Source organism: Pseudomonas sp. GW821-FHT07G06 (assembly GCF_058986625.1).
This window is the reverse complement of sequence record NZ_JBYSVW010000003.1, coordinates 491,653-504,754: the sequence shown is the minus strand read 5'-3', so window position 1 is coordinate 504,754 and position 13,102 is coordinate 491,653. Positions and strand designations below refer to the sequence as shown.

Here is a 13,102-nt window from a genome sequence, read left to right as displayed (position 1 = left end):
GGAGATCGCCATGAACACCGCCGCTGCATTTGCCGACTTTCGTACCTATCCGTTGATCAGCGCGCTGGCTGGCGTGCAGACACTGGCGGACCGGGTCCTGGTGACGTGGGCCGACGATCGCGTCAGCCCTTTCCACCATCAATGGCTGCGGGATAACTGCCCGTGCCCGCAGTGCGTCTACACCGTGACCCGCGAGCAAGTACTGGAAATCGTCGATGTGGCTCAAGACCTGATGCCTGACGCCGTACACATCGACACCGATGGTTGCCTGTCGGTGGATTGGCAGGATGGCCACGCCAGCCGCTTCGATCCCGGCTGGCTGCGCGCCCACGCCTATGACGATGAATCCCGCGCCGAACGCTTGGCACGCAAGCCCAAAGCCAGGCTCTGGAACAGCGATTTGCAGTTGCCGGTGTTCGAATATCAAGCCCTGATGAACGACCCGCAGGCGTTGCTGCAATGGCTGCTGGCGGTTCGTGATGTCGGCCTGACCCAGGTTCGTGGCGTGCCCACCGAACCCGGCTCCTTGAAGCTGATCGCGCAACGGATTTCCTTCATCCGCGAGAGCAATTTCGGCGTGCTGTTCAACGTGCAATCGAAGGCCGATGCCGACAGCAACGCCTACACCGCCTTCAACCTGCCGCTGCACAGCGATTTGCCGACCCGGGAGTTGCAACCGGGGTTGCAATTCCTGCATTGCCTGGTCAATGACGCCGAGGGCGGCGAAAGCATTTTTGTCGATGGTTTTGCCATCGCCGATGCGCTGCGTCGCGAAGACCCGGAGTCATTCAAAAGCCTTTGCGAAATCCCCGTAGAGTTTCGCAACAAGGACCGCCACAGCGACTACCGCTGCCTCGCGCCGATCATCGCCCTGGATACGTTGGGGCAGGTATCGGAAATCCGCATGGCGAACTTTCTACGCGGACCGTTCGACACCTCGGTGGAGCAGATGCCCAAGCTCTATCACGCCTACCGGCGCTTTATCGCGATGACGCGCGAACCCCGGTTCCGCCTGATACAGCGGCTCAATCCCGGTGAGCTGTGGTGCTTCGACAACCGCCGCACCCTGCACGCCCGCAACGCCTTCGACCCCGCCACCGGGGCGCGGCACTTCCAGGGTTGCTATGTCGACCGGGATGAGTTGTTGTCGCGGATTCTGGTGTTGCAGCGTTAAGCCTCTAAAAGATCGCAGCCTTCGGCAGCTCCTACAGGTGAAACACGATCTTTTGCTTTTCAACCGACAAAAAAAGCCCCGATCAAGCCGTGACAGGATCGAGGCAGAGGGTACTGTTGAGGAGCTGCCGTGCGAGGGTGACCAAACCTTCGTGAAGCGAGCTGAGCCCAGTGTGCCCACTCCTGCGCACGGCAAGTTAGTCGAAAACGACCTGTTCATAGCCATTGCGGCCATTGCGACAAATCGCCCTTGCCGCTACTGCGTGGCCCTACCAGAATCGAGCCACGACACCGTTCCCTGAAGAAGGATTGCGTCATGATGCACGCCGATTTGATAGACCAGGAAGACCTGTTGGGCCAGCTCAAGTCGTTGGGGTTCGAGGTGCCCACCGGCGCCACCGCCGAGCAGGCCTGCGAGTGTGCGGTACGGGGTTTGAACGATGTACGGGCGATGACCCTGCGGACCATGGTCAAGCAGATGTACACCAGCAGCGCGACGATCCTGCCAGCGGTGCGCCAGGCGATCGACAAGCAGTTGTTGCCGGCATTGGCGGAGTATCAGCAGAGCCACACAGGCCGATAAATCCATTCGCGAGCAGGCTCGCTCCCACATTCGACCGCATTCCTCTGCTGGAACTCGGTCAACTGTGGGAGCGAGCCTGCTCGCGATGAAAACGCCTCGGTTTAAAGCCGTACGCTGGCAAACGTCGACTCATTACGCGCCTGGCTCAACGCCGACAACGGCCCGGACAACGGCGACAGCACCAAGGCTTGCGGCAACGGCATCATCGCCACTTGCTGCGTAGTATTGGAGCCTACACGCTCGTCACGCGGCGGGATGCCGAAGTATTCGCGGTAGCACTTGGAGAAGTGCGGCGTGGACACAAAACCGCACACCGACGCCACTTCGATGATCGACATCGGCGTTTGCTTGAGCAGTTGCCGGGCGCGGATCAGGCGCAGCTTTAGGTAGTAACGCGACGGCGAGCAGTGCAGGTATTTCTGGAACAGGCGTTCGAGCTGACGACGGGATACCGCGACATAGACTGCCAGCTCGTCGAGATCGATCGGCTCTTCGAGGTTGGCCTCCATCAGCGCAACGATTTCCTGCAGTTTTGGCTGATTCGTGCCGAGCATGTGCTTGAGCGGCACACGCTGGTGATCCTGCTCGTTGCGGATGCGCTCGTAGACGAACATTTCCGAAATGGCCGCCGACAGTTCACGGCCGTGATCGCGGCTGATCAGGTGCAGCATCATGTCCAGCGGCGCGGTGCCGCCGGAGCTGGTGAAACGGTTACGGTCGAGGGTGAACAGGCGGGTGCTCATGGCCACCCGCGGGAAAGCTTCCTGCATGGCTGCCAGGCATTCCCAGTGCACGCTGCAATCAAAACCGTCGAGCAGGCCGGCGCAGGCCAGGGCCCAACTGCCGGTGCACACCGCGCCAAGGCGGCGGGACTGGCGAGCCTGGCTTTGCAGCCATGACACGTGTTCACGGGTCACAGTGCGCTGGATGCCGATACCGCCGCACACGATGACAGTGTCCATTGGCGGAGCTTTGTGCATGGAGGCGTCGGGGGTGATCTGCAGGCCGTCACTGGCCCAGACCTGGCCGCCGTCGACGGTGAGGGTGGTCCAACGGTACAGCTCGCGACCGGACAACTGGTTGGCCATGCGCAGGGGTTCTACTGCGGAGGCCAGAGAAATCAGCGTGAAATTGTCCAGCAGCAGAAAGCCGATGGATTGAGGCGCACGGTTCTGGGGTTGGGCCCCGGAGTTGAACGTCGTCATCGCGGTATCTCCTCACACAAAGCGGGTGATGGCCTCAGGCGGAGGCTCTTTTTATTGCCATCGTTCTCGCGTGGGAGACGGGCTTTGTAATGACAGAGCAATTGCCATGCCTAAATTTGAATGCGCGTTCAATAACTCCTAAAAACGACGTCGGAATGTGTCTATATATGTCTCGCAAGGCGTGGGGATTTAAATGGCCATCAGGACTGGCAAGCGCCCCGGCTCACGAGCGGTGAGCAATTCGGTAGCACTTGTGGGAACAGCGTTGCGCCGCACCGGAAAGGAGTGTCACCGCAAGCACGGGTGACGAGCGGTCAAAGGCAGGTTGGTGCCCGATCACTGGCAAGGCGATTTATCTGTGAGCGACGCGCTAAAAGGTGGCGCGTTTTCGAGCGGGTGTTCACTTAACGCGCAATTTTGACTGGTCTGGCCCCTTCGCGAGCAAGCCCGCTCCCACATTTGGAATGCGTTTCCCTGTGGGAGCGGGCTTGCTCGCGAAGAATGCGACTCGGTATTACTGACTCAACACTCCACCGCACTCACCGCCAACCCGCCCCGCGATGTCTCCTTGTATTTGTCATGCATGTCGGCACCGGTATCGCGCATGGTGCGGATCACCCGGTCCAGCGAAATAAAGTGCTGGCCATCGCCCCGCAACGCCATCTGCGCGGCGTTGATCGCCTTCACCGCAGCAATCGCGTTGCGCTCGATGCACGGCACCTGGACCAGTCCACCCACCGGGTCGCAGGTCAGGCCGAGGTTGTGTTCCAGACCGATTTCCGCCGCGTTGCACAGTTGCTCGGGCGTGGCGCCAAGGATTTCCGCCAGCCCGGCCGCCGCCATGGCGCAGGCCGAACCGACTTCACCCTGGCAGCCGACTTCGGCACCGGAGATCGAGGCGTTCTTCTTGCACAGGATGCCCACCGCCGCCGCACCGAGGAAATAGTCGACGACATTGGCGTCGGTCACGGCCTCGCTGAACTTCATGAAGTAGTGCAGCACTGCCGGAATGATCCCCGCCGCACCGTTGGTCGGTGCCGTGACCATGCGCCCGCCGGCGGCGTTTTCTTCGTTGACCGCCAGGGCGAACAGGTTGACCCATTCCATGGCGCTCAAGGTCGAGCCGATCACGTTGGGTTTGTTCAGCTCCTGCAGGCTGCGATGCAGCTTGGCCGCGCGGCGACGCACGTTCAGCCCGCCGGGCAGGATGCCTTCGTGTTTCAGGCCCTGTTCGACGCAATCCTGCATGGCGCGCCAGAGCTTCATCAGGCCGCTGCGGATTTCCTCTTCGCTGCGCCAGACTTTCTCGTTGGCCATCATTAATTCCGCCACGCGCAGGTTGTGCTTCTTGCACAGCTGCAACAGCTCGGCGGCGCTGGAAAAGTCATAAGGAAGTACGGTGCGGTCCAGATCCACGACACCGCTGGAGGCTTGCGCCTCATCGACGACAAAACCGCCGCCGACCGAATAGTAGGTGTCGCGATGCAATTCGCCGTCATCACCTTCGACAATCAAGGTCATCGCGTTGGGGTGGAACGGCAGGTTTTCGTCGATCAGGCGCATGTCCCGAGCCCAGACGAACGGCACCGACAGGCGACCGTCGAGCAACAGCGTGTGGGTTTCGCGCAAGGCCTGGATACGGATGCCGATCTGCGACGGATCGATCGCATCCGGCCACTCGCCCATCAGGCCCATGATCACCGCGTTGTCGCTGCCGTGGCCGATGCCGGTGGCCGACAACGAGCCAAACAGCTGGACTTCGACACGCCGCACCTGTTCCAGCAGCCCCCGCTCGCGCAAGCCCTGCACAAACAACGCCGCCGCCCGCATGGGCCCCACGGTGTGCGAACTGGAAGGGCCGATGCCGATTTTGAACAGGTCGAAAACACTGATAGCCATGACTGCCGAACTCCTGAATGGGCCCACTGCGTGCGCCAAAGCGCACGGTGACGGAGCTGCTACGCTCAAGCTGCAATCCGCCGAGATGACCGCATCATCAAGCTTTTGTCGTGTTGTTCGACGTCTCTAACCGACGCACTCATGCCCACCAACGCCGCGTGTCTTTTACGCCGTGTTTTCGCCGTTTTTTTGCGGTTCAGAGGGGAAAAAAGGGCTGAAAAAATCTGTAAACGACGTCACCGACACTGGATGCGACCATCCCTGTACTGGATACGACGCGCCCTGTAGGCGTCAGATTTTCACTGGTACATGATCATATCGACTCGATTGCAAGGCGCCGTGGTAGAGCTGTCTCCAGAACGCCATCCAACCGCAACCTATAAGTGCGGTGGTCCAGTCGGAACACTGCCAAAAAAAACACCAAGGAGTCCATCCATGAAAGGTTCCCCGTCGTTGTTGTTGGCCGCCATGCTTAGTCTGCCGGTTCTGGCGCAAGCCGCAGAACCGGCGCAGTGCAGTACCGTAAACTTCTCCGATGTCGGCTGGACCGACATCACCGCCACCACCGCGACGACCAGCGTCGTGCTCAATGCCCTCGGCTACAAGACCAAGACCACCATGATTTCCGTGCCCGTGACCTACAAGTCGCTGGCCGACGGCAAGAACATGGACGTGTTCCTGGGGAACTGGATGCCGACCATGGAAAACGACATCAAGGCCTATCGCGAAGCCGGCACCGTGGAAACCGTGCGTACCAACCTCAAGGGTGCCAAGTACACCCTCGCCGTCCCTCAAGCCCTGTACGACAAGGGGCTGCATGACTTCGCCGACATCGCCAAATTCAAGAAAGAGCTCGATGGCAAGATCTACGGCATCGAGCCTGGCAACGACGGCAACCGCCTGATCCAGTCGATGATCGACAAGAACGCCTTCGGCCTCAAGGACGCGGGCTTCAAGGTCGTCGAGTCCAGCGAAGCCGGCATGCTGTCGCAGGTCGACCGCGCGCAGAAACGCGACACCGCCGTGGTGTTCCTGGGCTGGGCGCCGCACCCGATGAACAAGCGCTTCAAGATTCAATACCTGACCGGCGGCGACGATTTCTTCGGCCCCGACTTTGGCGCCGCCACCGTGGCGACCAACACCCGCAAGGGCTACGCCGAGGAATGCAGCAACGTCGGTCAGTTGCTGAAAAACCTGGAGTTCACGGTCGACATGGAAAGCGAACTGATGGGCAACATCCTGGACGACAAGATGAAGCCTGACGCGGCCGCCAAGGCCTGGCTGAAAAAGAATCCACAGGTGCTCGATACCTGGCTCGCTGGCGTGACCACCATTGACGGTAAACCTGGCCTGGAGGCCGTGAAAGCCAAACTGCAGTAATCGCTTATGCCGGACGGCCCACGCCGTCCGGGCTGTTTATTTCCTTGCATGCGGACGTTCACTACCATGCTGATTGATCAGAAAATACCTCTAGGCCAGTACATCGCGGGCTTCGTTGAATGGTTGACGCAACACGGCGCCAGCACCTTCGACGCAATCGCCGTGACACTGGAAACGATGATCCACGGCGTGACGTTTGCGCTGACCTGGTTCAACCCGCTGGCGCTGATCGGCCTGATCGCTCTACTGGCACACTTCATTCAACGCAAATGGGGCCTGACCGCGTTTGTCGTTGCCTCCTTTCTGCTGATCCTCAATCTGGGGTACTGGCAGGAAACCATGGAAACCCTCGCCCAGGTGTTGTTCGCCACCCTGGTCTGCGTGCTCATTGGTGTGCCCCTGGGCATCGTCGCCGCGCACAAGCCGATGTTCTATACTGTAATGCGTCCGGTACTCGATCTGATGCAGACCGTACCGACCTTCGTGTACCTCATTCCTACCCTGACCCTCTTCGGTCTGGGTGTGGTCCCGGGCCTGATTTCGACGGTGGTGTTCGCGATTGCCGCGCCCATCCGCCTGACCTACCTGGGTATCCGCGATGTTCCGGAAGAACTGATGGACGCCGGCAAGGCCTTTGGCTGCTCCCGGCGTCAGCTGCTCTCGCGAATCGAACTGCCCCACGCCATGCCAAGCATCGCGGCAGGCATCACCCAGTGCATCATGCTGTCTCTTTCGATGGTAGTGATCGCGGCACTGGTGGGCGCCGATGGTTTGGGCAAACCGGTGGTCAACGCACTGAACACTGCTGATATCGCCCTGGGCTTCGAAGCAGGCCTGGCGATCGTACTGCTGGCGATCATGCTCGACCGTATCTGCAAACAACCCGACGCCAAGGTAGGGGGTGACGCATGAGCATTATTCGCTTCGAGAACGTTGACGTTATCTTCTCCAGGGATCCACGCGAGGCGCTCAAGCTGCTGGATCAGGGCATGACCCGCAACGAGATCCTGAAAAAGACCGGGCAGATCGTCGGTGTTGAAAAAGCCAGCCTGGATATCGAAAAAGGTGAAATCTGCGTACTGATGGGCCTGTCCGGCTCCGGCAAGTCCAGCCTGCTGCGCTGCATCAACGGCCTGAACACCGTCAGCCGTGGCAAGTTGTTCGTCGAGCACGAAGGCAAGCAGATCGACATCGCCTCCTGCACCCCGGCCGAACTGAAAATGATGCGCACCAAACGCATCGCGATGGTGTTCCAGAAGTTCGCCCTGATGCCTTGGCTGACCGTTCGCGAGAACATCAGCTTTGGCCTGGAAATGCAGGGTCGGCCCGAAAAGGAACGACGCAAACTGGTGGACGACAAGCTTGAGCTGGTGGGCCTGACCCAGTGGCGCAACAAGAAGCCCAACGAGCTGTCCGGTGGTATGCAGCAACGCGTTGGCCTGGCTCGTGCCCTGGCGATGGACGCCGACATCCTGCTGATGGACGAACCGTTCTCGGCACTCGACCCGCTGATCCGCCAGGGTCTGCAGGACGAACTGCTGGAACTGCAACGCAAGCTGAGCAAGACGATCGTGTTCGTAAGCCACGACCTCGACGAAGCCCTGAAACTGGGCTCCCGTATCGCGATCATGAAAGACGGCCGGATCATCCAGTACAGCAAGCCGGAAGAAATCGTCCTCAACCCGGCGGACGATTACGTGCGGACCTTCGTGGCCCACACCAACCCGCTGAACGTACTGTGCGGCCGCAGCCTGATGCGCACCCTGGACAACTGCAAACGCATCAATGGTTCGGTGTGCCTGGATCCAGGCGGTGATTCGTGGCTGGACCTGGCCGAAGGCAACACCATCAAGGGTGCTCGCCAGAACGGGTCTGCACTGGACTTGCAGAACTGGATACCAGGTCAGGCCGTTGAAGGCCTGGGTCGTCGACCAACCCTGGTGGACTCGAACATCGGCATGCGCGATGCGCTGCAGATTCGTTATCAGACCGGCAACAAGCTGGTGCTGCATGACAACAACAAGGTGGTGGGGATTCTGGGCGACAGCGAGCTGTATCACGCACTGCTCGGCAAGAACCTGGGGTAAGGCAACAGATGCAAAAACGCCGCGAGAGGATCGCGGCGTTTTTGTTTGAAGAGCAAAGATCAAAAGATCGCAGCCTTCGGCAGCTCCTACAGGGGATTGCGTTCTGATGTAGGAGCTGCCGAAGGCTGCGATCTTTTGAAGCTGGACGAGGTATCACTGAAACACCGCGCCCCTCACAACTCAGCTGTAAACCCGGCCAAGGAGCTGCCGATGGCTTTCAAACTGATCGAGCACGTCACGGGTGATCTGATCCTGGGTGAAACCCATCAAGTCGTAGTCCTGGCTACCGTTATGCAGGTAAACCTCAGCGCGATAGAAACGCTGACGCGCCTCATCCGACTGTGCCGATTCAGTCGGCGTGGCCAGGTAACCGTCCAGGCTGACTTCGTAGACAAACGGGTTACCCTCTTCCATCTCGACGCGCACGCCCATGCAACGCTTGGACTTGCCCAGCAGCGTCTGAACCTGCAGGCCCTGAGCACGCATTTGCGCCGTCGCATCTTCCAGCGCCGGGCTCACTTGCTTGTCCATGAAGCGCTGCACCACCGACTGGCTCGGTTGCAGGTCCAGTTGGGTCAAACGTTCGCTGAAACCACGACGACCGCGCGCAGCCAGTTCCGCTTGCTCCTGTTCGATCTGCACGTCCTGGCGCATGGCCTTGTGCAAGCCGAACATGAAGAACACCAGCACCACCGAGAACGGCAAGCCTGCCAGTACCACCATGGTTTGCATGGCTTCGAAGTTGCCGGCGAACAGCAGGCCGATGGTCACCAGGGTGATCACCGCCGACCAGAAGATCCGCAGCCAGTGCGGCGCGTCTTCATCGACGGTACCGCCCTTGCACGACAGGTTGGCCATCATCACCGCGCCGGAATCCGCCGGGGTCAGGAACAGCACGAAACCGACAAAGATCGACACGCCGATCACTACCTTCGACGCCGGGTAATGCTCAAGCAACTGGTAGATCGCCATGGACGGCTGTTCCAACGCCGTTTTTCCAAGCTCCACCGCCCCATGGTTCATCACCAGGTCCAGGGCCGAGTTACCGAAGATCGACAGCCACGCCAGGGTGAAGCCCAACGGAATCAGCAGTACGCCGGCCACCAGTTCACGCACCGTGCGACCACGGGAAATACGTGCGATGAACATGCCCACGAATGGTGCCCAGGAAATCCACCAGGCCCAGTAGAACAGGGTCCACAGGCCCAACCAGCGGTCGGACTTCTCGGCGTCGCCTTCATACACATAGAGGTCGAAGGTCTTCAGCACCACGCCGTTCAGATAGTCGCCGACGTTCTGCACGAAGCCGTTGAGCAGGTGCAGGGTCGGGCCGAACAGCAGGACGAAAATCAGCAGGCCGCTGAACAGCACGATGTTCAGGTTGGACAGACGACGGATGCCGTTTTCCACACCCGACACAGCGGCGATGGTCGCCACGGTGCTCATCACGATGATCACGATCAGCAGGTTGGTGTTGCTGTGCTCCATGCCGAACAGGTTTTCAAGGCCCGACGACACTTGCAGCGAACCGATCCCCAGGTTGGTCACCAGACCGAGCAGGGTCACGAACATGCCGAAGCCGTCCACCGCATGACCGGCCGCGCCCTTGACCCAACGCTCACCCACCAACGGATACAGCGCCGAACGCAACGCCAGCGGCTGGTTATGCCGGTAGGCAAAGTACGCCACCGCCAAGCCGACCAACGCGTAAATCGCCCAGCCGTGCAGGCCCCAATGCAGGAACGTCAGTTGTACTGCCTGACGTGCCGCGAGGTTACTGCCGGCCACGCCTTCCGGCGGGTTGAAGTAGTGGTCCAGCGGTTCGGACGCGCCGAAATACAACAACGAGATGCCGATACCCGAGGAGAACAGCATCCCCGCCCAGGCGCCGTAGCTGAAGTCCGGGGTGTCGTCCTTGCTGCCCAGCTTGAGTTTGCCGTAGGACGAAAACGCCAGGCCGACGACGAAAATCAGATAGGCGGCAATCACCACCATGTAGTACCAGCCGAAGCTGCGGGACAACCAGGCTTGCGCCGTACCCAGCATTCTGCCGGCCTCTTGCGGGGCGATGATCAGAATGGCGGTCAACAACAGAATCAACGCGGTAGAGGTGTAGAACACCCAACCGTTGACCGACACCTTCTGCGGTGGGGTCTTTATTAGCGAGGCAGAACTCATGGCACAGATGCTCCGGGCAGTGCGAGAGAAGAACGCAAGGCAAACGAGTTACCCGACCAATCGGTTAGTGGGCAGCCGACCGGCGGGTGATATAAAGACACCCCGAAAAAAGCCCGAAACCCCTGGAGCGCAGCAGCGCGTAGGTTTCGAGCAGTTTCGGAAGTCATTTTTTCCGCCGCTACATGTAGGAAAAATCTGTAGGCAGCGACGATTTGTCGCAGATCTTATTCTTTGTTGATTGAACGTTCAATCAAAACAAAATAGACTGGCCCTCAAGCCGGTAGTCGTTTGACGTCTGCCGGAAGGCCTAAGGAGATGTGCAAGATGCCCAAGGTCGGTATGCAACCCATCCGTCGCCAACAGTTGATCGAAGCCACATTGCTGGCGGTCGACCAAGTCGGAATGGGGGACGCCAGCATTGCGCTGATCGCCCGTTTGGCCGGTGTCTCGAACGGCATCATCAGTCATTACTTTCAGGACAAGAACGGCCTGATCGCTGCCACGGCGCAGTACCTGATGAGTGTCCTCAGCGAGAACGTCACCGCGCGCCGTCAGGCGCTGACAGATGAAAGCCCCCGGGCGCATCTGCAGGTGATCATCGAAGGCAACTTCGACGCCAGCCAGGTCAATGGCCCGGCAATGAAAACCTGGCTGGCCTTCTGGGCCACCAGCATGCACCACCCGTCTTTGCACAGGTTGCAGCGGATCAACGATCACCGCCTGTATTCCAACCTGTGCTGCCAGTTCCGCCGCGTACTGCCGCTCGACGATGCGCGCAGTGCAGCCCGTGGCCTGGCAGCCCTCATTGACGGTTTGTGGTTGCGCGGCGCGCTGTCGGGAGATGCTTTCGACACCGGGCAGGCGCACCAGATCGCTTACGAATACATGGATTTCCAACTGGCCAAGCAGGTGAGTCAGAGCACACAGAACGCTCAACCACCGGACCGCGCCAATCACTGATGCACTTGCGAGGACTTTATGGCCCGTTTCGAATTGCAAAAACTCTACATCGATGGCGCTTACTCTGACGCCAGCAGCGACGCCACTTTCGAAGCCATCAACCCGGCTAACGGTGAAGTCCTCGCAAAAGTACAACGTGCCACCTTCGATGACGTCGAGCGCGCCGTCGTCAGCGCCGAAAAGGGCCAGAAAATCTGGGCCGCCATGACCGCCATGGAGCGTTCGCGCATCCTGCGTCGCGCCGTGGAAATCCTGCGTGAGCGCAACGACGAACTGGCCGCCCTGGAAACCCTGGACACCGGCAAGTCGTACTCCGAAACCCGCTACGTCGACATCGTCACCGGCGCTGATGTGCTGGAGTACTACGCAGGCCTGGTTCCGGCCATCGAAGGCGAGCAGATTCCGCTGCGCACCACCTCGTTCGTCTACACCCGTCGCGAGCCGCTGGGCGTCGTGGCCGGTATCGGCGCGTGGAACTACCCGATCCAGATCGCCCTGTGGAAGTCCGCGCCAGCCCTGGCGGCCGGTAACGCGATGATCTTCAAGCCAAGCGAAGTCACCTCGCTGACCACTCTGAAACTGGCCGAGATCTACACCGAAGCCGGCGTGCCAAACGGCGTGTTCAACGTCCTCACCGGCAGCGGCCGTGAAGTCGGCACCTGGCTGACCGAGCACCCGCGCATCGAGAAAGTCTCGTTCACCGGCGGCACCGACACCGGCAAGAAAGTCATGGCCAGCGCTTCGAGCTCTTCGCTCAAGGAAGTGACCATGGAACTGGGCGGCAAGTCGCCGCTGATCATCTGTGACGACGCCGACCTCGATCGCGCTGCCGACACCGCGATGATGGCCAACTTCTACAGCTCCGGTCAGGTGTGCACCAACGGCACCCGCGTGTTCGTACCGGCCCACCTGAAAGCCGCTTTCGAAGCCAAGATCGTTGAGCGCGTTGCGCGCATTCGCGTCGGCAACCCTGAAGACGAAAACACCAACTTCGGCCCATTGGTCAGCTTCGCCCACATGGAAAACGTGCTGGGCTACATCGCCAAGGGCAAGGAAGAAGGTGCCCGCGTACTGTGCGGCGGCGAGCGTCTGACCGACGGCGAATTCGCCAAAGGCGCCTTCGTCGCGCCGACCGTGTTCACCGACTGCACCGACGACATGACCATCGTCCGTGAAGAAATCTTTGGCCCGGTGATGGCGATCCTCACCTACGAAACCGAAGAAGAAGTGATCCGTCGCGCCAACGACACCGAATTCGGCCTGGCCGCCGGTATCGTCACCCGCGACCTGAACCGCGCGCACCGCGTGATTCACCAACTGGAAGCCGGTATCTGCTGGATCAACGCCTGGGGCGAGTCCGACGCGAAGATGCCGGTTGGCGGCTACAAGCAGTCGGGTGTCGGACGTGAGAACGGCATCAGCTCGCTGAACAACTTCACCCGCATCAAATCGGTACAGGTCGAGCTGGGCGATTACGTCTCGGTGTTCTAAGCACTGCGAGGTCTCTGTGGCGAGGGGGCTTGCCCCCGTTGGGCTGCGAAGCAGCCCCCTCTCCAGACACCGCAAGTCTTCAGATAGAAAGCAGTCGCAGATTTTACGACTGCTGCGCAGCCGAACGGGGGCAAGCCCCCTCGCCA

Annotated in this window: 10 protein-coding genes; 7 read left to right on the top strand and 3 right to left on the bottom strand. The window is 60.2% G+C overall.

The genetic code is table 11. The features are described 5' to 3' along the window. Positions 1–10: 10 nt before the first annotated feature. On the top strand, positions 11–1,174 hold the full coding sequence (locus AC3WJW_RS08960) for a gamma-butyrobetaine dioxygenase (RefSeq protein ID WP_493725770.1): 1,164 nt from the start codon (positions 11–13) through the stop codon (positions 1,172–1,174). Between the two features lie 315 nt (positions 1,175–1,489). Beyond that, positions 1,490–1,756 (top strand): hypothetical protein, encoded by a 267-nt coding sequence (locus AC3WJW_RS08955; protein WP_007995656.1) that lies wholly within the window; start codon positions 1,490–1,492, stop codon positions 1,754–1,756. 101 nt (positions 1,757–1,857) lie between these two features. On the opposite strand, the gene gbdR is transcribed toward AC3WJW_RS08955, so the two are convergent. Both gbdR and AC3WJW_RS08945 read right to left on the bottom strand, forming a co-directional pair. Next, entirely contained in the window at positions 1,858–2,961 is a 1,104-nt protein-coding gene (gbdR, locus tag AC3WJW_RS08950; protein WP_007975492.1) for a choline metabolism transcriptional regulator GbdR, read from the bottom strand. 522 nt (positions 2,962–3,483) lie between these two features. Further along, the gene (locus AC3WJW_RS08945; RefSeq protein ID WP_007995657.1) at positions 3,484–4,860 is read right to left on the bottom strand and encodes an L-serine ammonia-lyase; all 1,377 of its coding nucleotides are present in this window, start codon (positions 4,858–4,860) and stop codon (positions 3,484–3,486) included. Between the two features lie 435 nt (positions 4,861–5,295). Here AC3WJW_RS08945 and AC3WJW_RS08940 point away from each other — a divergent pair, with 435 nt between their 5' ends. From AC3WJW_RS08940 to choV, 3 genes are all read left to right on the top strand, one after another. Then, positions 5,296–6,240: a choline ABC transporter substrate-binding protein gene (locus AC3WJW_RS08940; protein ID WP_493725769.1), complete on the top strand. Its 945-nt coding sequence runs from the start codon at positions 5,296–5,298 to the stop codon at positions 6,238–6,240. Between the two features lie 66 nt (positions 6,241–6,306). Beyond that, positions 6,307–7,152, top strand: a complete 846-nt coding sequence (choW, locus tag AC3WJW_RS08935; RefSeq protein WP_493725768.1) for a choline ABC transporter permease subunit — start codon at positions 6,307–6,309, stop codon at positions 7,150–7,152. Beyond that, entirely contained in the window at positions 7,149–8,327 is a 1,179-nt protein-coding gene (gene choV, locus AC3WJW_RS08930) for a choline ABC transporter ATP-binding protein (protein WP_493725767.1), read from the top strand. Before choW ends, choV begins: the two co-directional genes overlap by 4 nt. 180 nt (positions 8,328–8,507) lie before the next feature. On the opposite strand, the gene AC3WJW_RS08925 is transcribed toward choV, so the two are convergent. Continuing rightward, positions 8,508–10,448, bottom strand: coding sequence for a BCCT family transporter (locus tag AC3WJW_RS08925; RefSeq protein ID WP_240629017.1), 1,941 nt, complete (start codon positions 10,446–10,448; stop codon positions 8,508–8,510). A gap of 381 nt (positions 10,449–10,829) precedes the next feature. Between AC3WJW_RS08925 and betI the strand changes: the two genes are divergently transcribed. Further along, positions 10,830–11,465 carry a transcriptional regulator BetI gene (gene betI / locus AC3WJW_RS08920; RefSeq protein WP_493725766.1) on the top strand — a complete coding sequence of 212 codons (636 nt, stop codon included), beginning with the start codon at positions 10,830–10,832 and terminating at the stop codon, positions 11,463–11,465. Positions 11,466–11,483: 18 nt separating this feature from the next. Further along, positions 11,484–12,956, top strand: coding sequence for a betaine-aldehyde dehydrogenase (betB, locus tag AC3WJW_RS08915; protein ID WP_007975485.1), 1,473 nt, complete (start codon positions 11,484–11,486; stop codon positions 12,954–12,956). Positions 12,957–13,102: the final 146 nt, after the last annotated feature.